The 21,810-nt window shown below is 58.2% G+C and carries 22 protein-coding genes; 8 read left to right on the top strand and 14 right to left on the bottom strand.

The genetic code is table 11. The features are described from left to right. Positions 1–14: 14 nt before the first annotated feature. The 4 genes from SIB56_RS02245 to psbP form a co-directional block, all read right to left on the bottom strand. Positions 15–971 (bottom strand): hypothetical protein, encoded by a 957-nt coding sequence (locus SIB56_RS02245; RefSeq protein ID WP_413324988.1) that lies wholly within the window; start codon positions 969–971, stop codon positions 15–17. A 230-nt stretch (positions 972–1,201) separates the two neighbouring features. Then, complete coding sequence (locus SIB56_RS02240) at positions 1,202–1,381, bottom strand: hypothetical protein (RefSeq protein WP_413324987.1); 180 nt, start codon at positions 1,379–1,381, stop codon at positions 1,202–1,204. Positions 1,382–1,395: 14 nt separating this feature from the next. Then, positions 1,396–2,718 (bottom strand): NHLP bacteriocin system secretion protein, encoded by a 1,323-nt coding sequence (locus SIB56_RS02235; protein WP_413324986.1) that lies wholly within the window; start codon positions 2,716–2,718, stop codon positions 1,396–1,398. Between the two features lie 71 nt (positions 2,719–2,789). Continuing rightward, positions 2,790–3,344, bottom strand: coding sequence for a photosystem II reaction center PsbP (gene psbP, locus SIB56_RS02230; protein WP_413324985.1), 555 nt, complete (start codon positions 3,342–3,344; stop codon positions 2,790–2,792). Positions 3,345–3,459: 115 nt separating this feature from the next. On the opposite strand from psbP, the gene recR reads away from it, so the two are divergent. Together recR and lipA are read left to right on the top strand one after the other, a co-directional pair. Beyond that, entirely contained in the window at positions 3,460–4,029 is a 570-nt protein-coding gene (gene recR / locus SIB56_RS02225) for a recombination mediator RecR (protein ID WP_413327049.1), read from the top strand. Positions 4,030–4,124: 95 nt separating this feature from the next. Beyond that, positions 4,125–5,030 carry a lipoyl synthase gene (lipA, locus tag SIB56_RS02220; RefSeq protein ID WP_413324984.1) on the top strand — a complete coding sequence of 302 codons (906 nt, stop codon included), beginning with the start codon at positions 4,125–4,127 and terminating at the stop codon, positions 5,028–5,030. Here the strand turns inward: lipA and SIB56_RS02215 are convergent. From SIB56_RS02215 to lysA, 7 genes are read right to left on the bottom strand one after another with little or no spacing between them, the layout of a single operon-like run. Next, positions 5,015–5,509, bottom strand: a complete 495-nt coding sequence (locus SIB56_RS02215) for a hypothetical protein (protein WP_413327047.1) — start codon at positions 5,507–5,509, stop codon at positions 5,015–5,017. The genes lipA and SIB56_RS02215 overlap by 16 nt on opposite strands. Beyond that, a complete protein-coding gene (locus SIB56_RS02210) occupies positions 5,509–6,510 on the bottom strand; it encodes a DUF952 domain-containing protein (protein ID WP_413324983.1) in 1,002 nt (333 codons plus the stop codon). Before SIB56_RS02210 ends, SIB56_RS02215 begins: the two co-directional genes overlap by 1 nt. Then, positions 6,507–7,487 (bottom strand): rhodanese-related sulfurtransferase, encoded by a 981-nt coding sequence (locus tag SIB56_RS02205; protein WP_413324982.1) that lies wholly within the window; start codon positions 7,485–7,487, stop codon positions 6,507–6,509. Before SIB56_RS02205 ends, SIB56_RS02210 begins: the two co-directional genes overlap by 4 nt. After that, positions 7,484–8,491: a biotin synthase BioB gene (gene bioB, locus SIB56_RS02200; protein ID WP_413327045.1), complete on the bottom strand. Its 1,008-nt coding sequence runs from the start codon at positions 8,489–8,491 to the stop codon at positions 7,484–7,486. The genes SIB56_RS02205 and bioB overlap by 4 nt, the downstream gene beginning before the upstream one ends. A 26-nt stretch (positions 8,492–8,517) precedes the next feature. Then, positions 8,518–9,315, bottom strand: coding sequence for an isoprenyl transferase (locus tag SIB56_RS02195; RefSeq protein ID WP_413324981.1), 798 nt, complete (start codon positions 9,313–9,315; stop codon positions 8,518–8,520). Beyond that, positions 9,312–10,145: a diadenylate cyclase CdaA gene (cdaA, locus tag SIB56_RS02190; protein ID WP_413324980.1), complete on the bottom strand. Its 834-nt coding sequence runs from the start codon at positions 10,143–10,145 to the stop codon at positions 9,312–9,314. Before cdaA ends, SIB56_RS02195 begins: the two co-directional genes overlap by 4 nt. Positions 10,146–10,173: 28 nt before the next feature. After that, entirely contained in the window at positions 10,174–11,535 is a 1,362-nt protein-coding gene (lysA, locus tag SIB56_RS02185) for a diaminopimelate decarboxylase (protein WP_413324979.1), read from the bottom strand. 60 nt (positions 11,536–11,595) lie between these two features. Here lysA and SIB56_RS02180 point away from each other — a divergent pair, with 60 nt between their 5' ends. The 5 genes from SIB56_RS02180 (at position 11,596) to SIB56_RS02160 (ending at position 17,499) form a co-directional block, all read left to right on the top strand. After that, a complete protein-coding gene (locus tag SIB56_RS02180; RefSeq protein ID WP_413324978.1) occupies positions 11,596–12,051 on the top strand; it encodes a GNAT family N-acetyltransferase in 456 nt (151 codons plus the stop codon). A 173-nt stretch (positions 12,052–12,224) separates the two neighbouring features. Continuing rightward, positions 12,225–14,810: an ATP-dependent Clp protease ATP-binding subunit gene (locus tag SIB56_RS02175; RefSeq protein WP_413324977.1), complete on the top strand. Its 2,586-nt coding sequence runs from the start codon at positions 12,225–12,227 to the stop codon at positions 14,808–14,810. A gap of 5 nt (positions 14,811–14,815) precedes the next feature. Further along, positions 14,816–15,937, top strand: a complete 1,122-nt coding sequence (locus tag SIB56_RS02170; RefSeq protein ID WP_413324976.1) for an iron-containing alcohol dehydrogenase family protein — start codon at positions 14,816–14,818, stop codon at positions 15,935–15,937. After that, positions 15,934–16,833 carry an alpha/beta fold hydrolase gene (locus tag SIB56_RS02165; RefSeq protein ID WP_413324975.1) on the top strand — a complete coding sequence of 300 codons (900 nt, stop codon included), beginning with the start codon at positions 15,934–15,936 and terminating at the stop codon, positions 16,831–16,833. Before SIB56_RS02170 ends, SIB56_RS02165 begins: the two co-directional genes overlap by 4 nt. A gap of 36 nt (positions 16,834–16,869) precedes the next feature. Further along, on the top strand, positions 16,870–17,499 hold the full coding sequence (locus SIB56_RS02160; RefSeq protein WP_413324974.1) for a DUF2993 domain-containing protein: 630 nt from the start codon (positions 16,870–16,872) through the stop codon (positions 17,497–17,499). A gap of 22 nt (positions 17,500–17,521) precedes the next feature. Here SIB56_RS02160 and SIB56_RS02155 read toward each other — a convergent pair whose 3' ends face one another. Genes SIB56_RS02155 through SIB56_RS02145 form a run of 3 tightly spaced genes read right to left on the bottom strand, consistent with a single transcriptional unit; the run spans position 17,522 to position 20,000 of the window. Further along, on the bottom strand, positions 17,522–18,439 hold the full coding sequence (locus SIB56_RS02155) for a phosphatidate cytidylyltransferase (RefSeq protein ID WP_413324973.1): 918 nt from the start codon (positions 18,437–18,439) through the stop codon (positions 17,522–17,524). A gap of 20 nt (positions 18,440–18,459) precedes the next feature. Beyond that, positions 18,460–19,857 (bottom strand): aminotransferase class I/II-fold pyridoxal phosphate-dependent enzyme, encoded by a 1,398-nt coding sequence (locus tag SIB56_RS02150; protein ID WP_413324972.1) that lies wholly within the window; start codon positions 19,855–19,857, stop codon positions 18,460–18,462. Then, positions 19,857–20,000, bottom strand: coding sequence for a hypothetical protein (locus tag SIB56_RS02145; RefSeq protein WP_413324971.1), 144 nt, complete (start codon positions 19,998–20,000; stop codon positions 19,857–19,859). The genes SIB56_RS02150 and SIB56_RS02145 overlap by 1 nt, the downstream gene beginning before the upstream one ends. A gap of 110 nt (positions 20,001–20,110) precedes the next feature. Between SIB56_RS02145 and SIB56_RS02140 the strand changes: the two genes are divergently transcribed. Beyond that, positions 20,111–21,769 (top strand): ABC1 kinase family protein, encoded by a 1,659-nt coding sequence (locus SIB56_RS02140; protein WP_413324970.1) that lies wholly within the window; start codon positions 20,111–20,113, stop codon positions 21,767–21,769. The last annotated feature ends 41 nt before the right edge of the window (positions 21,770–21,810 follow it).

The following is a 21,810-nucleotide window of genomic DNA, read 5'->3' as shown; positions in this document are numbered from 1 at the left end:
GTTGTTGAGATTGATCATGCGAGCAGGAGCTGGCTGGCATCAGTTTTGGGATTCAATTCCGAAACAGTTGATCCAGGAACAAGCAATTCACTCGCAGACTGATCAGTATCTGAATTCAAATTGAACGATGAACCAGTCGCCAAATTTAAAGCTTCAATAACTTGAGGCTCACTATTCAATACAAAACCAGAAGCCCGACCAGCTGTATCAGATTCAATTTCACTAACATCAGAATTTTGGTTAAAAAATTTTGATCCTATTTGGATTCCAAAAAAACCTGCGAAATATTTGACCCCTTCCCTAGAGATAGTCAGCAATGGATTCTTTGCGGCCTGTTTGGCAGCTTCTTGTGCAACCTCCTTGACTCCTTCCTTAACACCTTGCTTGATCATTTCACGAGTGACTTGCTTAGCGTTCTGTTTTGCGACTTCTTTGGCAACCTGCTCTGCCACTCCTTTCCCTACTTGTTTTCCTACATACTTGAGAGGACCACCTCCAACAGCATGATCACTATCATCTGACTCGAATGAAGCAGCGTCGAAACTAGTCAGAGGATCATCATTTCCGGTCAGTTGATCGAATGCTCCAAAGTCGACGTTACCCGAACGGAAGGTGTCTTGACCTTCAACCGATTGCATTTCATCTGAAGTTCCAGTGAAGACCTTTTTCACTTCACCTGTGATCCGGTCATTAAGTTGAGAGTCTGCGCGCTTAAGGCGGTCAGGCAAATCCAGAGCTTTAAAACCCGTTGGGGGTTGAGAAAGACCCAACATTCTGGTGTACCCCTCCCAAGGTCGCAAAAGATTGGGGCTTGTGATGGAGTTCCAACGATCGGTTTCATCTGGCTTGCTTGGCTCAACAAATAGCTTCTGCATCGCATCACCAAAATCTCGTGACATCGCGATTTTTTGGTGAACACGCTCATCAGTGGAAAGAAGAGCTGCCTTGCTGAGTAATGAAAGAACAAACATTTGAGAAGAGTGTGAATGTTTGGGGGTGTTGCCCCCTCGACTCCTCCAAGGTCACAGCCCTTCTGGTGAACTCCACTGCACAGACCTGGTGGAGAAGCTCAGAGGTTCTGGTAAATCTGTGGTGAACAATTCAGGTCTTGATCAACTCCAGCTGACGTGGGATGCAGAGATCGACCGGAAAGCCAATCCCTCTTTCGTGCCATACAGGCATGCCCGAGAGCATCAGAAAATCACTTCTCTGCAGGCGGCCTGGACGTCCACCATCGCTCAATCCGGTAGCCGAAAATCACCAGAAACACCACCAGCCAGAACCACAACTCAGGTGGATTGGAATTCAGCAGCACGATCAACAGAACAAGCTCCGTAGACAGCCAGGGAAGTTCCTGACGAAGCAGGGGACGCAGTGCCATGAACAATCAGAACATCAGAGAGGGGTACCCGGCTGCCGCAGGAACGGCAGATCCCAGAAACGATCGATGCGGAAGGTACGGAAGCCCCCTGTGATGGAACGCAGTCCGGGAAGGACGTAGGTCACTGGTGAACGCCACTCCACGTAGGCGAAGGTATCCACGGTGAGCCCCTCACGGATCGGGAAGACCCCACTCCCCCTAGAAAGCGTCCATCGGTAACCGTCGTCCGTGCTGGAGTGACGATCCAGCTCGATCTCGGCACGCATCACCGGTCCGTGCTTGACGAGTGCTTCCGCCAGTTGGTTATTCCCGATCGTGGTTGAGATGTCTTCCTGGGTGGCGGGAAGCGTGAGCACGCTGCGAACCTTGCCGACGATCCCACCGAAACGTCCACGCTGGTTCCAGAGAGGCACAACCTCGACAGGCAGGCCGACAGGGAGGCGTCGGGCATCTGCAGGGGAGAAATACGAGACAGCGATCAGATCACCACCGGTTGCGCTGACATCCTTGGGGGGACGACTGCTGCGACCGATGGTGCCGAGGCGATCACCGGTCTTGACCGTTTGCCCCTGGATCACCTGAAGATCAAGCACCGTGCCGCTGCGCACCGCAGTGACAGTGCCGTCGAAAGCGATCCTGGCCTCCATCACTTTGATCGCCCGCTTGAGATCATCGATCTGAAAACGACGATCCAGCTGTTCGGTCTCGATGTTGAGCTTGATCTGCTGGAAATTGGTGGTCTGGTCCTTGCGCTGGATCTTGATGTCATCCAGCTGAACACTCGTGGTGGTAAGGCCCTGCTCCGCAGCCACCACCTCCTGAGCCAGGGGTGCCACCACCTCCCTTCTGGCCAGCCAGTTGAGATTGTCGACCTTGCTGGCGTAAGTCGCCTGAAGCCTGGCCAAGCGCTTCTCATCGTCATCCAGCTTGGAGAGCGCGGTGTCGAGAGCGAGCTTGGCTGTGCGGATGCGAAGTGCATCGCGCTCGTCAAGCTCGTCGTTCTGGCGCACCAACTGGCTCAGGTTTCCCTTCTGCTGATCAAGCTTCCTCTCCAGTACCGGCAGGTACAGAGTCATCAGCACCTGACCTCTGCGAACGCGCTGACCAACCTTGGTGTCGATGCTGAGCACCTGACCGCCGGCCCTGGCATTGAGGATCCCGGCATTGTCGGGATAGATCAGAACGCCACGTCCCTCAACTTCGGTGGGCACTGGCCAGAACAGCAGCCAGGCTCCGAAAAGAGCACCCACACCAACCAGAGCAGCACCGACCTGCTGATGGTCGGAGAGGCCGTTCCATCGGCCACGAAGACGCTCAACACGGGAAGGCGTGGTCATGACCGCCATCTTGCTGACGAAGGAAAGTCACTGCTGGTATTTGGAGACAGTTCGGAGCAACGTCCGACGTTTCAGATCAACAGCGTGAAGGAACTGATCACCGATTCGAACAGGGCCTTGACCTTGGGCCAGCGATCTTCATTGGTGCTGGTTGCCAGGGTGTAGAGCCTGCCTCGATCCACCACCACTGTTGCCAGTTCATGGCGATCACGGTCTTGAAGATGCACGGCGTATTCAAGGTCATAGAAAACATGACCATCTGATTCACGCTCACGCGCTTCGATCAGATCGGCATCCCGACCACTGCCATCAGGAGCGATCACCTCGCGCCTGAGCCGCTCGCCTACCGCAACGGCACTGCCAAGCGTCTGAAGATCATCCTCGGCATCAACATCGGAGACCACCAGGCTCACGGTCTCATCACTGTTGATCAGGTCATGAAACACAACGGCAGGGCCACCGGTCACAGCGACCCGAGTCCAGCCGGTTGGGTAGAGGAAGGCGTAGCGGCCATCAGGGCTCTTAAAGGAGTTGAGGCCTGCACCTGCACCGCCGCAGGCGCTGAGCATCAGCACACAGAGCAGAACGAGCAATGACCGGAGCGGTTGACGCAGCAATGAGCGCATTGAGAGTTGAAATGAAATTGGCCCGATGCGCGCCATTCTGCCCGCCGCATCACCTGTTTAGATTTTCGCCACTCGCCACGGTGCTCTGAGCGGATTCACCCGACCCCTTGCTCGGCTGATCGATCAGTTCGAGCGACTCCCGGGGATTGGTCCCCGCACCGCACAGCGACTGGCCCTGCATCTGCTTCGCCAACCGGAAGAGCAGATACGCAGTTTCGCGGATGCCCTGCTGGCCGCACGCACCCAGGTGGGGCAGTGCCAGACCTGCTTTCACCTCAGTGCTGAATCAACATGTGAAATCTGTAAAAACCAGGAGCGCGCCAACGGTTTGATCTGCGTGGTAGCGGATTCAAGGGATCTGCTCGCTCTGGAACGAACACGGGAATTCAGCGGGCGCTATCACGTTCTGGGAGGGCTTATTTCTCCGATGGATGGCATCGGGCCGGATCTGCTGCAGATCAGCAGCCTGGTGAGGCGGGTGGCCGATGACAACGTTGAGGAAGTGATCCTCGCGCTCACCCCCAGCGTGGAGGGCGACACGACAAGCCTCTACGTGGCAAGGCTGCTGAAGCCATTCACCAGGGTCAGCCGCATTGCTTACGGGCTGCCGGTGGGAAGCGAACTCGAATACGCGGACGATGTCACCCTCAGCCGGGCCCTCGAAGGTCGACGTGATGTGGACTGAATTCCAGGGAAGCAGTCGCCTCAGGTGTTGAGTCAGCCATCAGGTTCTCTCTTGACGGAAATGGAGCCACCCTGAAGGAAGCCTCCTGCCCAGGTGTGCGTAAAACGAGCCGATTTTCGACCATTCAGCCGCACGAGCGACTGCCCGACTGGCTGCGTCGTCCACTTGGAGAAGCCTCAGCGATCGAACGCGTTCAGGGGCTGGTGAAATCAAATGCTCTTCACACCATCTGTGAGGAGGGACGCTGCCCCAACAGAGGTGAGTGTTACGCCGCCGGCACCGCGACTTTCCTGCTTGGAGGTTCGATCTGCACCCGCAGCTGCGCGTTCTGCCAGGTGGAGAAAGGTCGAGCCCAGGCCGTGAACCCGATGGAGTCGGAAAAGGTGGCCGATGCTGTGGCTGCCATGGGATTGCGCTACGTCGTGCTCACCGCTGTTGCGCGCGATGACCTCGCAGACCATGGAGCCTGCCTGTTCACCTCTGCCATGGATGCGATCAGAGCCAGGAATCCCCTGATTGCCATCGAAGTATTGACCCCGGATTTCTGGGGTGGGCACGCTGACTCCCGGAAAGCCGTTGCAGCCCAGCGCCAGCGATTGGCGACCGTGCTGAATGCGGCGCCGGTTTGCTTCAACCACAACCTTGAGACAGTGCAGCGGTTGCAGCGGGAGGTTCGCAGGGGAGCCACCTATGAGCGATCGCTGGGACTTCTGGCCGCCGCAAGAACACTGGCACCGGACATTCCCACCAAAAGCGGGTTGATGCTGGGGCTTGGAGAAAGCAGGGAGGAAGTGATCGAAACCATGCGCGATCTGCGAGCAGTCGACTGCCAGCGAATCACCATCGGTCAGTATCTGCGCCCTTCACTGGCCCACATCCCTGTCGCCCGCTACTGGCATCCCGATGAATTCGATGAGCTTGGATCAATTGCTCGCGATCTGGGCTTCGCTGTTGTGCGGAGTGGCCCACTGGTTCGTAGCAGTTATCACGCAGCCGACTGATGCCAACGCATCAGTGCCCTGTCCCGAACCTGCTCACAATCTCCAAGCATCAGTTCGCCAGCACCTCCCCAGACCATGCGCAGCGGTAAATCCCAGAGGGCAGCCTGCACCTCGCGCAAAGGTTCAAATCCTCGCCACCTGAAGTAACGCACAAGCCGTTGATGCTGGCGTTCGTCATCGCGAATAGCCAGCAATCTGGCCTTGCGGCATGGGGTGCTCTCCATCGCCCAGGCCATCGTTGCTGCCCAAATCAAATCGCCGCAGCCTGCAGGAGCGCCTGGAAGAACGCGCATGGTGTCCAGTTGCAATCCCCTGGGAGCGCTGTAGGCCCAAGCTTTCATCTCGCCGAGGAGCTGCAGTCGCTGCGAGTGAGATCGGGCCACCACCAACCGCAGACTCCACAGCCCCAGTGGACGAGCAACCTGAAGCCTCAGCAGCAGATCTCTCTGACGGGCTTGCTTCTCCAATTGATCGAGGATCACAGATTCGCCCCCCGATAAGCCTCCGCCTCCACCACCGCCGCAAGGGGCAATGAACCGTAGAGATGTGGAAACAGCTCACCGCTTGGAATCGCGTCGGCGCGCAGCGGCGAGCTCAGGCATGCAGGATCGATGGTGAGCAGAAGAACCGCTCCGGCATCGGAATAGAAGCGATCAAAGGTGCTTGCCACCTGCTCAAGCCAGGACAGATGGATGAATCCCACCTGATCCAGACTCAAACCACGGGTGGAAATGCGGTAGTCGCCTGACTGCTTTGCGACTGTCCAGTCCTCCGCCATCGCCAGATGAAACAGAGGCTGGTCGATGGGGACATCCACGGCATCAGCGGGGAAGTGGGGCTGAAGACCAGCGGGATGCCATGGGTCAGTCCTCTGCATCAGGCGCTCAAAGCCAGGATCCTGCAGAAAGCGATTCAACCACTCACGCAGGGGCTCTAGTGTTGGATCCGAATCAAATCCTTCAGGATCGGCAATTCGCCACTGGCGTACAAACGGCCAGAGGGCTCCATCGGCAAGCGAACAGCTCGAATCCACAAGCCAGCCACCCTGGTCTTCGATCCGCTGAGACCAGTTCCGGAGCACCAGCAACCCCTGGCGCTGATGCTCAGCTTTTGATTCACCGGGATAGCGATCGGTGTATTTGAAGCGATCCAGATGATGCTTGAAAGTGGTGTCATTGAGATTGATCAACTCTCTGATGCAGGTCTGTTGACTGACGGAGCCCTGCCTGCAGAGATCGCGCGGATCAGCCTGTGCGAGCGTCCAGAGCATCACTTCGAGGCTTTCATCGATCACAGTGCCATCGGCAAGTACCAGAACAGGAACCGTGCCCTTAGGAGACAGCTCCAGCATCGGTGCCGGCTTGTGCTGGAGCTTGATCTCTCTCCAGTCGACCAGCAGTCCTGCCTGCAGCACTGCCCAGCGTGCGCGCATGGCATAAGGACAGCGACGGAAGCTGTAGAGAACGGGCCGACCGCTCATTCCTGCGAGCGAGGTGTTGTTGAACGAACTGCCGAGGTTGAAGAGAGGGCTTGTCTGAGCTGGCTCTGCCGCATCGCGAAACGTGCCCGGTCGGCATCGGTGAACCGGTCGATGCATTGCAGACACTGAACACCGGGGATATAGCTCTCCAGTGTTCGCTGCTTCGGCGTGAGCGGCAGACCGCAGGCGTGGCACAACCGATGCTCGCCCTGCTCGAGCTGATGGTTGAGGGCCACACGCTGATCAAACACGAAACACTCCCCCCTCCAGCGGCTTTGCTCTTCAGGCACCTGCTCGAGGTAGTTGAGGATGCCTCCCTGTAGATGATGAACCTTGGGGAATCCGCGCTGCTGAAGAAAGCTGCTCGCCTTCTCACAGCGAATGCCACCGGTGCAGAACATGGCGATCCGCGCAGGTGACGTTTGCTCAACCAGGGGGCGGAGGCGTTGTTCAACCCAGTCGGGAAAGTCCCTGAAACTCTCCGTACAGGGATCGAGGGAGCCAACAAAGCTGCCCACTGCGACCTCATAGGCATTGCGGGTATCGATGACCAGCGTCTCAGGGTCATCCACCAGCTCATTCCAGTCGCAGGGGTCTACATACAGCCCCACGGTGCGGCGAGGATCAGCGCACGTTTGGCCCAGGCTGACGATTTCGCGTTTACGTCGGGCCTTGAAACGGCGAAAGGCAGGTCGCGTGGTGCGACTTCGCTTCACCTGAAGACGCTCGAAGTGGGCACTTCCGAGGGTGATGGTGGCGCGCAGACACTTCAGGATTTCCGCCACACCCTGATCAGGACCGCTGATCGTGCCGTTCACCCCTTCCGGTGCCAGCAAGACCGAGCCGACAACATGTTCACGACGCGCCAGTGACGGCAGATCAGTCAGCAAGGACTCCAGGTCAGCTGGCGACACCGACGTGAAGGCATAGAAGGCCGCCACGAGAAATGGTGGGGATTCGGCCTGGACAGCCGTCATGCCGCGGCTTTCTCCTGCTCTGGCTGGGTCGCGAACGTCTGTTCCTGCCAGCTGGCCTGAACTCCGGCAGCCTCCAGCAGAGCACGGTCCGAATCCACGGCCGGATTACCCGTTGTGAGCAGTGTGTCGCCATAGAAAATCGAATCGGCACCTGCCTGCAGACAGAGGATCTGAGCCTCACGATTGAGCTGTTCCCGACCGGCACTCAGCCGCACTCGGCTGAACGGCATCAGGATTCTGGCGACAGCCACCATCCGCACCAGTTCGAGGGGATCAACCGTGGGCAACCCCTCCAGCGGTGTTCCCTCGACGGCCACGAGACCGTTGATAGGAACACTTTCCGGATGAGGATCGATGCAGGAAAGCACCCTCAGCATCGAAGCTCGATCGCGCAGGGTTTCGCCCATGCCGATGATTCCGCCGCAGCAAAGCGTCACTCCGGCGCGACGGACACGTTCGAGAGTCTCAAGCCGTTCCTCATAGGTGCGGGTGGTGATGATCCGGTCGTAGTGCTCAGGACTGGTGTCAAGGTTGTGGTTGTATGCCGTGAGACCCGCCTCGGCCAGTCGCTCCGCCTGCGTATCGGTGAGCATTCCTGCTGTGACACAGGCTTCAAGGCCGAGCTCACGGACTCCTCGAACCATCCTCAGCATCGACTCAAAGGCCGGTCCTTCACGGATCTCCCTCCAGGCCCAGCCCATGCAGAAGCGGTCTGCGCCTGCATCGGCGGCAGCACGGGCTCTGTCAAGAACAGCCTTCACCTCCAGATCGGCCTGGCCACCCACATCACTGCTGTGGTACATCGACTGTGAGCAGTAGGCGCAGTCTTCCTCGCAGCCACCGGTTTTCACGCTCAGCAGTGATGCCAGCTGAACCCTGTAGCCAGGGTTGGCGGCCCGATGAACTCCCTGGGCGCGCCAGAGAAGATCCATCAGGGGAAGGTCAAGCAGGGCTTGGATCTCCTCCAGACTCCAGTCGTGGCGCAGTTCCACCGTGTCCGTCATAGAACCAGCCACCATTGCCGCTGCCCTCAGGATCCCAGAGCGTGGGGCTCGATGGAATGAAGCCCACCAAAACGTCGCTGACGGCCCTGGTAATCCAGCAGAGCGAGCTCAAGCGCCTCTGCATCAAAATCCGGCCAGCAGAGATCCGTTACATGAATCTCGGCGTAAGCCAGCTGCCAGAGAAGGAAATTGCTGATCCGCCTCTCGCCGCTCGTCCTGATCAACAGATCCGGATCACGCTCCCCTGCCGTGAACAACTCAGCCGATAGAGCATGCTCATCGATCTGTGAGGGCTCCAGCTCTCCGCGGGCCACACGTTCCGCGAGTCTCTGGCTCGCACGCACTAGCTCGCGGCGACCTCCATAATTTGTGCAAACGTTGAAATGAATGCCGGTGTTGCTCGAGGTGCGCTGCGTGGCCTCGAAAATCAATTCCTGCAACTTGACCGGTAGTGCATCGAGATCTCCGAGGAAGCGAATCCGCACCCGTTCATCCTCAAGCGCCTGCAGCTCCCGCTGAAGAACACTTTCAAACAGGGTCATTAGAAAATTCACCTCATCATCAGGGCGTGACCAGTTCTCCGTGGAGAAGGCATAGGCGGTGAGTGCGCCCACACCCCAGTCACTGCAGTGCCTGAGCGTGGCTTTCAAAGCTTCAACTCCCGCCCTGTGACCCATCACACGGGGGAGACCACGCGCTTTAGCCCAGCGTCCATTGCCATCCATGATCACAGCAACATGACTTGGAATCCTGAGTGGATCCAATCCTTCGGGACAGCACCGGGATGCCGCTGGATCAGTACTGACGGCCAGTCGTTGGCTCAAGTGGGGGAATCCTGATTGCCTGCGGTCACGCTACGCGGGGATGGTGATTTCACAGGTGTGGTCGACACAGAAGCAGCAATCAAGTCGGTGAGCAGATCCTGAAGTCGTGAACTGGTGATGGGCCGTTCGAGACGTCCCTGGTTCGCCAGGGACAGGGTGCCTGTCTCCTCGGAGATCACGACACAGATACAGCGATCAAAGCGTTCTGTGATTCCAAGAGCTGCCAGATGGCGAGTGCCATAGCGACTGATGCCCTGACGCGAAAGGGGCAGGATCACGCCGGCAGAAATAATTCGGCTGCCCTTGATCACGACGGCGCCGTCATGAAGAGGCGTATCGGAAGCGAACAGATTGAGCAGAAGTTCGCTGCTCAGCTGAGCGTCAATGGTGATTCCAGGGTTTAGAAAATCCTCTGGCCTCAGGTCACTGCCGAGATCAACAACGATCAGCGCTCCGCGTCGGCCCTTGGATAGACGGCCCGCCGCATCGGTGAGCTGCGCCACTGTGCTTGCGGTCGCTCTCATCTTGCTCTGAGGATTGCCGAGCAAGACGGCCAGACGCCCAGTACCGAGCAGCTCCATCAGGCGACGCAGCTCTCCCTGCCAGAGAATGGCCAGGGACAGCGAACAAGCCAGAACCAACGCGTCAATCAGCGTTGAGGTCAGTGGAAGATTGAAAAAACGCTTGACGAACCAGGCCAGCGCAACAAGGAAGAGGTAGCCCCGCAGCAACCACAGCGTGCGCTGCTCGTTGACCCTGGTGAACAACAGAAAACCGAGGAGAGAGGCAAAGAGAACGTCGAGAAGAAGGCGCAGTTGCAACACCTCCAACACGTTTGGCCTCTCCTCCAGAGTTCACTCAGTTTACAGAGCGCAACCGTTCAGGCATCAGGTCGTAACGCAGCAGATCCTCGGGCTGCTCACGGCGTTGAACAAGCTCGGCATCGCCTGCATGCACAAGCACGGCAGCAGGCCTGGGGATGCGGTTGTAATTGGAACTCATCGAGGCGTTGTATGCGCCTGTGGCAAAGATCGCCAGGATTTCTCCACTGCTGCAGGCGGGGAAGGCGAGATCCTTGAGCAGCACGTCACCCGACTCGCAGTGCTTGCCAGCAAGTGTCACCGTTTCCTCAGCTCCTGCCATTGGACGGTCAGCCAGGCATGTTGTGTAAAGCGATTGATAGGTAATCGGCCGGGGGTTGTCGCTCATCCCTCCATCCACCGACAGATAGGTACGGATGCCGGGGACAACCTTGCGGGAGCCAACGGTGTAAATGGTCACACCAGCGGGAGCCACCAGGGATCTTCCTGGCTCGCAGAGCAGGCGCGGCAACTCGAGATCACGCTCCTTGCAGGCCACCACAACGGCTTCAGCCACCACTTTCACCCAGGCATCGATGGATGGGGGGTCATCACTCTCCACATAACGGATTCCCAACCCGCCGCCGACGTTCAGATCCCGAACGGGATGACCGAGCTCAAGGGCCAGACGCAGAGCATCCGCCATCACAGCAGCCAGGTCGCGATGCGGTTCCAGCTCGAAAATCTGTGAACCGATGTGGGCATGAAGGCCTTCAACCCTCGCCCAGGGGGAGTTCTGAAGTTCGCGCAACACAGGCTCCAGCTGATCGGGATCAAACCCGAACTTGCTGTCGAGATGACCGGTGCGGATGTACTCGTGGGTGTGGCATTCGATGCCTGGCGTGAAGCGAAGCATCAGGCGAACAGGCTGCCCACCATCAGGAACGATGGTTTTCAGACAATCGAGGTCATGCTGGTTATCCGCCACCACCATCACGTCGTGGCGGTAGGCCAGGGCCAACTCCTCGACAGACTTGTTGTTGCCATGGAGCACGATCCGCTCTGCGGGCATGCCGCCGTCGAGCGCCGTCATCAACTCTCCGGCCGAAACGGCATCCAGCCCAAGTCCTTCTGAGGCCACCAGTGCTGTCAGGGCCAGCGAGCTGTTGGCTTTTGAGGCATAAATAGCCAGTGATGGACCTGGGTAGTGACGCTTGAGGGCATCGCGATAGGCCTGACAGGCTTGACGGATGCTCACTTCATCCAGCACATAAAGCGGGGTGCCGTAGCGCTTGGCCAATTCGCTCAGGGCACACCCTCCGACCGCGAGACGGCCCTGCTCGTCGAGTTCAGCGGTGATCGGCGCAAGGTTGCGATTCGGGCTGTTCAGATCACACCCTGATTCGTAGGGCTGTGGCATGGAACATCGGTTCGGTCGGACAGGCAATGTAAGGAGGCGCGCCACCCGGTCAGTTCTGCTTTGAAGGCTGAAGTCGCAATCAGCACAAGAAAACTGGGTCCTGTTGATCTGGAGGCTTGCCTGAGGCTTGATCGGACCTCCCTGAAAGGTCTCTGGACCAGAGAGCAGTGGCAGCGGGAACTGTCTGAGTCCAGCAGGCTTGTGATGGGCACTGACGCGCAGGATGAAACCCTGATAGCCCTCGCCTCGGCCTGGCTGGTGGTGGATGAGCTTCAGATCACTGCGGTGGCGGTGGATCCACGCCATCAGCGTCGAGGTCTTGGCGCGGGAATTCTCCTGGCATTGATCCAACAGGGCCGCTCACTCGGGGCCGTGAAAGCCAGTCTTGAGGTCTCTGCGACGAATGCTGCTGGTCAAGGCCTGTATGCGCACTGCGGGTTTTCCACGATCGGCCGAAGGAAGGGATACTTCGCCAACGGTGACGATGCCCTGCTTCAGTCGCGAGCAATTCGGTAGTGGTAGGGATTTCCGCACTGATCAACCCGAATAACCCAACACATTCCGGCATTGATTAATACAATCTGTGGCAGTCAACCCGCAACATCACTGGGATGTGCCTTGTGGATCATTCATCCACAACAACCCGTTCAGCCCTGATAGGTTGGGTTCAACAGCAGTCGGCCTTAGCGATGTTCGAGAGGTTTACCGAAAAGGCCATCAAGGTGATCATGCTTGCCCAGGAAGAGGCACGCCGTCTGGGTCACAACTTCGTAGGCACTGAACAGATCCTGCTCGGTCTGATCGGCGAAGGAACCGGTGTTGCAGCGAAGGTTCTCAAGTCGATGGGAGTGAACCTCAAAGACGCCCGCGTCGAGGTTGAAAAAATCATCGGACGTGGCTCAGGTTTTGTTGCCGTTGAAATCCCTTTCACACCGAGAGCGAAACGCGTCCTTGAGCTGTCCCTCGAGGAAGCACGACAGCTTGGTCACAATTACATCGGCACTGAGCACCTACTTCTGGGTCTGATCCGCGAGGGTGAAGGTGTTGCAGCCCGAGTGCTCGAGAACCTCGGTGTGGATCTTGGCAAAGTGCGGACTCAGGTCATCCGCATGCTCGGTGAAACAGCCGAAGTGGGTGCCGGTGGCGGTGGTGGTTCTGGTGCCAAAGGATCCACCAAGACACCAACTCTGGATGAGTTCGGCAGCAATCTCACCCAGCTGGCAAGTGAAGCCAAGCTCGACCCTGTGGTTGGACGCCATAACGAAATCGACCGTGTGATTCAGATCCTTGGACGCCGCACCAAGAACAACCCTGTTCTGATCGGCGAACCAGGAGTCGGCAAGACCGCCATTGCCGAGGGTCTGGCGCAGCGGATTCAACAGGGTGATATTCCCGACATCCTGGAGGACAAGCGAGTTCTCACTCTCGATATCGGCCTGCTGGTGGCAGGAACCAAATATCGCGGTGAATTCGAGGAACGCCTCAAAAAAATCATGGAGGAGATCAAAGGCGCCGGCAATGTGATCCTTGTGATCGACGAAGTTCACACCCTGATCGGAGCAGGTGCTGCCGAGGGAGCCATCGACGCAGCCAACATCCTCAAACCAGCCCTCGCACGGGGCGAACTGCAATGCATCGGTGCAACAACACTCGATGAATATCGAAAACATATTGAGCGTGATGCGGCACTCGAGCGCCGCTTCCAGCCGGTCAATGTCGGCGAACCATCCATCGAAGACACCATTGAGATCCTGCGCGGACTGCGTGAGCGCTATGAACAGCACCACCGTCTGAGGATCACCGATGAGGCACTCGAAGCAGCAGCGACACTTGGCGATCGCTACATCTCCGATCGTTTCCTGCCCGACAAGGCCATTGATCTGATCGATGAGGCTGGCAGTCGTGTGCGCCTGCTGAACTCCAAACTTCCCCCTGAAGCCAAAGAGGTTGATAAGGAACTGCGCACCGTGCAGAAAGACAAGGAAGACGCAGTGCGCGAGCAGGACTTCGCCCGTGCCGGTGAGTTGAGAGATAAGGAAGTGGAGCTGCGTGAAAAAATCCGCACGCTTCTGCAGAACAGCCGGCAAGACGCTTCGACCGACGCTTCCGAAAGCGCTCAAGCCTCTCAGCCTGCTGTCGATCCAATTGATGTCAGCTCCGAACAAACGGATATCCAGACAGCTGTTTCCGAATCCACCACGCCGGTTGTGAGTGAGGAAGACATTGCCCAGATTGTGGCTTCATGGACAGGTGTGCCTGTGCAGAAACTCACAGAAAGTGAGTCGGTCAAGCTGCTCAACATGGAAGAAACGCTTCACAAGCGTCTGATCGGCCAGGACGAAGCTGTCAAAGCCGTTTCCAAGGCGATTCGCAGGGCGCGCGTTGGCCTCAAGAACCCGAATCGTCCGATCGCGAGCTTCATATTCTCCGGTCCGACAGGTGTGGGTAAAACGGAACTCACGAAAGCTCTGGCGGCTTATTTCTTCGGCAGCGAAGACGCCATGATCCGCCTCGACATGTCGGAATTCATGGAGAGACACACGGTCAGCAAACTGATCGGTTCACCTCCTGGATACGTTGGTTTCAATGAGGGAGGTCAGCTCACAGAAGCGGTACGGCGCCGTCCCTACACCGTTGTTTTGTTCGACGAGATCGAGAAAGCGCATCCCGATGTGTTCAATCTCCTCCTTCAGTTGCTGGAAGACGGACGTCTCACCGACTCCAAAGGTCGCACGGTGGACTTCAAAAATACTCTGATAATCATGACGTCGAATATCGGCTCGAAGGTGATTGAGAAAGGTGGCGGAGGACTTGGCTTTGAATTCTCCGGCGAGAATGCTGAGGAAAATCAATACAACCGGATTCGTTCTCTGGTCAATGAAGAGCTGAAACAGTATTTTCGGCCTGAATTCCTCAACAGACTTGACGAAATCATCGTGTTCAGACAACTGAATCGCGAAGAGGTCAAACAAATCGCTGAGATCATGCTGCGTGAGGTCTTCAACCGTATCGGTGAAAAGGGCATCAGCCTTTCCGTTTCCAATGCCTTCAAGGAGCGTCTCGTTGAAGAGGGCTACAACCCCGCCTATGGCGCCCGCCCACTCCGCAGAGCAGTGATGAGACTGCTCGAAGACAGCCTTGCCGAAGAGGTGCTCTCTGGACGCATCAAGGACGGCGACTCCGCTGAGGTGGATGTTGAAGATGGCAAGGTGGTGGTGAAGCACCTCACCGCGACGCCCAGCGAAACACCCGCACTTGCCGGCGCCGGTCTCTGACCTGGATGATTCCAACAACCAGTTCCAGCCAGGTTTCTGTTCATTCCATCGCTCCTGCCCAGGTCATTCGCGGGTCGGGAGCATGGAATCAGTCGCAGGCCTCGATTTCCAGACTCTTCAAGAACCCTCTGCTGCTCGGACGAAGTCAGTCAACCGAAGCACTCAGATCGAAGCTCTGCTGCGATCTCAATGCCAACGGTCTGAAGGTGTATCAGCAGAACCTTGAACATGATTGCTGTGAGCTTGATCTTCAGCGGATCCAGAAAGACTTCATCAGGCAATCCTGCGATGGAGTGATCAGCGCAGGTGGAGGAAAGGTTCTCGACGCAGGGAAACTGCTTGCTGATCGACTGGATGTCGCCTGTGTCACGGTTCCTCTGAGCGCAGCAACCTGCGCCGGATGGACTGCGCTCTCAAATTTGTATAGCCCTGATGGCGCCTTCGAGCGTGATCAGGGCCTCAAGCGCTGCCCGGACCTCCTGGTGTTCGATCATCAGCTGCTTCTGAAGGCGCCTGTCCGAACGCTTGCCAGCGGCATCGCTGATGCTCTGGCCAAGTGGTACGAAGCGTCTGTCAGCAGTGGATCAAGTCGTGACGGCGTGATCCAACAGGCTGTTCAGATGGCCAGAGTGCTGCGTGACCAGCTGCTGATCGACAGTCTCGACGCCATTCGGGAACCGGGAGGGGTGGCCTGGAAGCGAGTCGTTGATGCCTGTGGACTGACAGCCGGCGTGATCGGTGGTCTAGGTGGAGCACGCTGTCGAACGGTCGCAGCTCACGCCGTGCACAACGGACTGACACAACTGGAAGCTTGCCACGCCGTTCTTCATGGCGAGAAGGTCGGCTTCGGCATTCTTGTCCAGTTGCGTCTCGAGGAGCGCTTGGGTGGCAACCGTCTTGCGGCGCAGGCCCACCGCCAGCTGCTGCCATTGCTTCGGGAGCTGGGTCTGCCGGTGTGCCTGGACGACCTTGGTCTTGGTCACGCGAGCCTCAACCAGCTCCAACAGGTCTGCCAGTTCGCCTGCAGAGCTGGATCTGATCTGCATCACCTCCCGTTCGAGGTCACACCTGGTGCGTTGATGGAAGCGCTTGTGGGCGCTGCTGAAACAAGTCCAGTGCTGCCTTGAAAGCGCTGCTCAACTCTCTCAAAACCGACCTCCTGGATCCGAAAGCGAGAGCTTTGGTCGACCAACTGGAATGGTGGGAACTTCCTGAACTCGGCGTTGACGCACCCTTCCCTGTTGCTGTTCTCGGTCAGGGTCCTCCACTGCTGTTGCTTCATGGCTTCGACAGCAGCTTTCTGGAATACCGGCGACTGGCACCATTGTTGAGCCTGCGATATCAACTGTTCATTCCGGATTTGTTCGGTTTCGGTTTCTCCCCGCGTCCCCTCGATGCGGTTTACGGGCCTGAAAAAGTGCTGAGCCACCTGGATGCACTGCTTGAACACCTGCCGGTAGATACTCAGTGCGGCGTGATTGGAGCCTCCATGGGAGGCTCCGTCGCAGTGGAAATGGCCCGCCGCCACCCCAGGCACATCGAAGCCCTGATGTTGCTTGCCCCCGCAGGACTGACAGGCAGGCCGATGCCTGTGCCCCCCTTGCTTGATCGCTTCGGCGCCTGGTTCCTCAGTCGACCTGGCGTGCGTCGAGGTCTTTGCCGCCAGGCCTTTGCTGATCCAGACGCCGATGTGGGCGCAGCGGAGGAGCAGATTGCCTCATTGCATCTGCAATGTCCTGGATGGGCGGAAGCGCTGGCCGCATTTGCGCGAAGCGGAGGATTTTCCGGATGCGGCACACCGCTTCCCGATCAGCCGCTGCATGTGATCTGGGGTGCCAATGACAGGATTCTCAGGGCCCCGCAGAAGAAAGCAGCGGCTCTCATTCTTCAGAACCGTGTTGAAGAGTTTGCGGACTGCGGACATCTTCCGCACATCGATCAGCCCGATCGGGTTTCCGATCGCTGTCTCAACTGGTTCCAATCCAGGCTGTCCAGCCGTCGTCCATCGGATCCCATCGGATGATGTGGATCTGATCCGCCATCTTGGTGCTCAGCTTTCATGCCACAGACCAGCTCCGGCCCCGTTCTCCAGCTCCTGGCCAGTGGTCTGCAACGCTGGATTCGCAACCAGTGCGACTCCGTTGATGAGCTGAATCTGGCCCTCCAGGGTTCAGCGCTTGAGCTGCTGAGAGGTCGACTGAAAGGCGTCTCCCTTGAAGCTCGACGCGTGAGTTTCGACCAGTTGCCGCTGATGCGCGCAGAGCTTCAGTCCGGTGAACTCAAAACCGTGTTTAAGCCTGGTCAGCCCAACCAACCTGTACAGCTCAAGGATCCTTTTGCCATCGAGGGCGAGGTGGTGCTGAGTGGAACTGATCTGAATAAAGCGCTTGCCAGCGATCGCTGGCGATGGCTGGCGGACCTGCTGGCGGAAAAATTGATGGGCCTCACGCCACTGCGCTCCCTGGCGATCGACAACGACCGAATGGTGCTCACCGCTGAAGTGATCACTGGCAAGGATCCCGTACAACGCAGTTTCCGTCTCTGCGCGGATCAGGGAACGATACGGGTCAATCACTGTGATGCGGAGGGAGAATTTTTCCTGCCGATGGATCCCTCCATCAGGATCAAGCATGCACGGCTTCAAGGCGGTCAACTGGTGATCCAGGGCGATGCCACCGTTCAACCCTGAATCGATTGATTCCCGACAAGTCTCAGCCCTGCTCCATCACCGGTATCACCAGGGTCACGACATAAAACACCACAGCTGGAGTGAACAGGTAGCTGTCGATCCTGTCCAGGATGCCCCCATGGCCTGGCAGGGCGTCTCCTGAATCCTTCACACCTGCATCCCGTTTCATCATTGATTCGGTGAGATCGCCAACTAACGCGAACAGCGCAACGAGCGCACCGAGACAGCCTCCGGCAAAAAGCCCATACGGCCACTCCAGCAATTCACCGGCCAGGGCACCCAGAAGCACTGCTGAAAGAAGGCCTCCGTAGGCACCTTCAATGGTTTTGGCGGGTGAGATGGGAGAGAGGGGTCGCTGACCGAAACGACGACCGATGACGTAAGAACCGATATCACTGGCCACCACCATCAGGCAGGCCATCAGCGTGATCAGCAGTCCGGAGCTGACCCAGTTCCAGGGACTGTGGTCCACAAGAGGCGCGAGATCGACTGCCTGCAGATTGCGAAGTCGCAGCCAGTGGCTGGGGAGAAACCCCAGATAGAACAGCCCGAAGATCGAGGCGGCGATGTCGGCAATTGAACCGGTGACCGGCTGCAACAGCAACCAGCCGCAGATCGCCGCACCGGAAAGGGGCAGAACCGCGTCGGCCAGTGAGGAATCGATTCCTCCATTCACAGACCACTGGGTGCTGATCAGCAGTAACTGACATGCCACCAGAGTGGTTTTCGTGGCAGGGCGCATGCCTTTGAACTGGGCCATGCGGAAAAACTCCAGCAAACCCAGATGCACAATCACGCCGAGGGCGATCGTGAACCACCAGCCACCAAGCCCCACGACCACAAGGCCGAACAGACCTACCAAAAGACCGCTGATCAGGCGTTTGTGATCGGAGACTCGCCGCTTGCGCGAGGACTTCCCGGTTGTGGCGTCTGAAATCACCTGTCAGATCCAATGGCCCTTCAGGCCACAACTCTCACCATACCGGGCACCTGATCAGGCCATTGCCGATGCTGAGACTGAAGCCAGTGGCTGCGCGCTGCAGTGATTCTTTCTCCTGGAACGAGCAGGGGGACTCCAGGTGGATAGGGGCAGAGTAGCTCGGCGGCAATGCGATCAACACACTTCCCCAGGGAACGGGTGGTGGAAGGGAGCCGTTGCGCCTGATCCGGGGCGAGAACAGGAATCGAGGTGCCTTGAAGCGGTGGTTCCGGAATGACGGGCAAAGGGGCTCCACCGCCCTCCTCGATCAGCTGCTGCCAGGTTCTCTCCAGCTTCTTGGCCAATCCGCGATGCCGTGCAAATCCGAGGCAGAAGGTGAGACAGAGAGGCTCGGGCAACTCCGCGATCAGCCCCTGAAGCATGCAGTGCTTGTCAGCATCCAGTCCACTGGCACCGATCTGAGCCGTGGCAAGGATCAGTCGCATGGGGTCATCACTGTGATGAAGGTGGACCCCTCGCTTTCGCAGGTGATCAATCAGCTTGATGGCTTCGGATCGTCGGGTCTCAAGCAACGATGACCAATCGCTGGAGAGCATCCAGTCGAGGGTTGTTTCACAGGAAGCCAGCAGCAACGCACTGGGGCTGGTGGTCTGCAAGCGACCCAGGGAGCGTTGCAGCCTGTCCTCGTCAACTCGCTCGGCGCGATGCCAGAGCACAGCCGTCTGCGCCAGTCCCGGCGCAGACTTATGTAGGGAATGAACAACCAGATCGGCCCCGGCAGCCAAGGCAGAAAGGGGAGAGTCCTTGCCTGCGCCGAAAGCAAGATGGGTGCCATGGGCTTCATCAACCATCACCGGCAACCCCTGGGCATGGAGCAGTTCGACCAGCTCGAGAATCTCTGCGGAGTAGCCGTGATAAGTGGGATGAACAAGAACGGCACCGACAATGGGGCGGCCAGGATCAGGCCAGGGTTCCAGGCTCCGCTTCAGGCCATCCGCAGTCATTGCTCCGAAGTGACCGCGTTCGGGAAGGAAGGGCACAGGCAGAAACACCGGCATCACACCGCCCAGCTCACAGGCAGCGATCAGGCAGCGATGAGCGTTGCGAGGCAGCAATATGGCTTCACCGGGTTGGGCCATCGCCAGCAGACCTGCCTGAAGCAGACCCGTGGCACCGTTAACACCGAACCAGCAGTGATCCACTCCCACCACATCCGCCAGTCGCCTCTGACTCCGGGCCACTGCTCCCTCCGCTTCAAGAGGTCCACCGATTTCCGGCAACTCGGGCAGGTCCCAGCTGCCTGGTGACTGACGCAGCAAACGCTTGAGACGAGGCGGCAGGGCAGCACCACGTCCGTGCACCGGCAGATGCAATGCCAGACGTCGATCCGGTCGCAGAAGCTTGAGAAGCGACGGCATCAGCGCAGAACCCAGACGGAGAGTTGATCAACCTGATGGGTGATGTCGCACGCAATCGCAGAAAGCAGCCTCGCCATGGCAACACAACGGGAGAATCCACCGGTGGCGGACCACAGGGGCATGCCCTCAGGTTGGCCTTTCATTGCAGGCCGTGCAGCTGTTAACGCAGACGATCCGTCAGCTCCCCGCAACAAAGGCGCTTCGTGAACCCTCGCGGACTCTTTAAGATCCAAATTCCCTAGCGCTGCTGGGCGTGGAATCGCTTCGCTACAACCCGAGCCGTGATGTCCGTTGGCTCCTGCTGCGCCCGTGGATCGGCATCCCTCGCCTGATCCAGATCTTCTGGGCTCTGCTGGGTCTGATGCTGAGCCTGCTGCTGCGCGGCGGCAGCAGTGATCCACGCGTTCAGCGCAATCTGGCTCGCACCCTTCTGCGCACACTGACCAACCTCGGCCCTTGCTTCATCAAGGTCGGACAGGCTCTGTCAACGCGCCCGGATCTCATCCGTCGCGACTGGCTGGATGAGCTCACACGACTTCAGGACGATCTGCCGTCTTTCGACCATGCGATTGCACTGAAGACGATCGAAACAGACCTAGGCGCACCCGTCGATGATCTTTTCGAGGAATTTCCTGAAACACCCGTGGCTGCAGCCAGCCTCGGTCAGGTGTACAAAGCGCGCGTCGGTTCCCAGCGATGGGTCGCGGTCAAGGTCCAGAGGCCGAATCTCACCTTCATCCTGAGGCGGGACATGGTGCTGATTCGCAGCCTGGGAATACTGGCTGCGCCGTTTCTGCCGCTGAACCTGGGTTTCGGACTCGGCGAAATCATCGATGAATTCGGCCGAAGCCTGTTCGAGGAGATCGACTACTGCTGCGAAGCAGACAATGCCAGGCATTTCTCCAGCCTCTTCGCCGACAATCCCGCCGTCACCATTCCCGATGTTGATGAAAAGCTTTCAAGCCGTCGCGTTCTGACCACCAGCTGGATCCAGGGAACCAAGCTGCGCGACCCGCAGGAGCTCAAGTCTCAGCGTCTCGATCCTGCGGCGCTGATCCGCACCGGGGTGATCAGCGGCCTGCAGCAGCTTCTGGAGTTCGGATACTTCCATGCCGATCCCCACCCCGGCAATCTCTTCGCTTTGCCGGGACGTAGTGGAGATCTGGGCCACGTGGCCTACGTGGATTTCGGAATGATGGACTCCATCAGTGATCAGGACCGTCTGACCCTGACAGGAGCTGTCGTGCATCTGATCAATCGTGACTTCGAAGCGGTAGCTCACGATTTTCAGGAACTTGGCTTTCTCTCACCCGATGCTGATCTGAGTCCGATCATTCCCGCGCTTGAAGACGCCCTGGGAGGAAGTCTGGGGGATTCCGTCGGTTCCTTCAATTTCAAGGCGATCACCGACCGTTTCTCGGAATTGATGTACGACTATCCCTTCCGCGTGCCGGCACGCTTTGCTCTGATCATCAGAGCGGTGGTCAGCCAGGAAGGCCTGGCACTGAGGCTTGATCCCGACTTCCGCATCATTGCGGTGGCCTATCCCTACGTCGCCAAGAGGCTGCTGGCAGGTGACACGAAGGAGATGCGGGAGAAGTTGATGGATGTGATTTTCGATGAGCAGGGAAGCCTGCGGGTGGAACGGCTGGAAAGCCTTCTGGATGTGGTCGGCAGCTATTCCAGTCGCCAGAGCAGCGGTGAACTGCTGCCTGTGGCAGGGGCTGGACTGCGACTCCTGTTGAGTCGTGATGGTGAAGACCTTCGTCAGCGATTGCTGCTCACCCTGATCAAGGATGACCGGCTGAACATCTCTGACCTGAAGGATCTGACCGCCCTGATGAGAAAAACGTTCGGACCTCGTCAGATCGCTGAGGGTGTAATGCAGCGCCTGAATCCTCTGGCCGCCTGATCACGGCCTGCACGTTCCATCATCTCAGCGGATGCCCAGCG

The organism is Synechococcus sp. MIT S9503, assembly GCF_047304175.1.
Lineage (GTDB): Bacteria > Cyanobacteriota > Cyanobacteriia > PCC-6307 > Cyanobiaceae > Synechococcus_C.
The sequence above is the reverse complement of the archived record's forward strand: the minus strand, read 5'-3'. Positions and strand labels throughout refer to the sequence as shown.

What these genes read in the sequence shown, in the direction of transcription:
- SIB56_RS02245 (WP_413324988.1), bottom strand. Translation starts at nt 971, where the DNA reads ATGTTTGTTCTTTCATTACTCAGCAAGGCAGCTCTTCTTTCCACTGAT.
- SIB56_RS02240 (WP_413324987.1), bottom strand. Translation starts at nt 1,381, where the DNA reads ATGGCACTGCGTCCCCTGCTTCGTCAGGAACTTCCCTGGCTGTCTACG.
- SIB56_RS02235 (WP_413324986.1), bottom strand. Translation starts at nt 2,718, where the DNA reads ATGACCACGCCTTCCCGTGTTGAGCGTCTTCGTGGCCGATGGAACGGC.
- psbP (WP_413324985.1), bottom strand. Translation starts at nt 3,344, where the DNA reads ATGCGCTCATTGCTGCGTCAACCGCTCCGGTCATTGCTCGTTCTGCTC.
- SIB56_RS02210 (WP_413324983.1), bottom strand. Translation starts at nt 6,510, where the DNA reads ATGAGCGGTCGGCCCGTTCTCTACAGCTTCCGTCGCTGTCCTTATGCC.
- SIB56_RS02205 (WP_413324982.1), bottom strand. Translation starts at nt 7,487, where the DNA reads ATGACGGCTGTCCAGGCCGAATCCCCACCATTTCTCGTGGCGGCCTTC.
- bioB (WP_413327045.1), bottom strand. Translation starts at nt 8,491, where the DNA reads ATGACGGACACGGTGGAACTGCGCCACGACTGGAGTCTGGAGGAGATC.
- lysA (WP_413324979.1), bottom strand. Translation starts at nt 11,535, where the DNA reads ATGCCACAGCCCTACGAATCAGGGTGTGATCTGAACAGCCCGAATCGC.
- SIB56_RS02175 (WP_413324977.1), top strand. Translation starts at nt 12,225, where the DNA reads ATGTTCGAGAGGTTTACCGAAAAGGCCATCAAGGTGATCATGCTTGCC.
- SIB56_RS02170 (WP_413324976.1), top strand. Translation starts at nt 14,816, where the DNA reads ATGATTCCAACAACCAGTTCCAGCCAGGTTTCTGTTCATTCCATCGCT.
- SIB56_RS02160 (WP_413324974.1), top strand. Translation starts at nt 16,870, where the DNA reads ATGCCACAGACCAGCTCCGGCCCCGTTCTCCAGCTCCTGGCCAGTGGT.
- SIB56_RS02150 (WP_413324972.1), bottom strand. Translation starts at nt 19,857, where the DNA reads ATGCCGTCGCTTCTCAAGCTTCTGCGACCGGATCGACGTCTGGCATTG.
- SIB56_RS02145 (WP_413324971.1), bottom strand. Translation starts at nt 20,000, where the DNA reads ATGAAAGGCCAACCTGAGGGCATGCCCCTGTGGTCCGCCACCGGTGGA.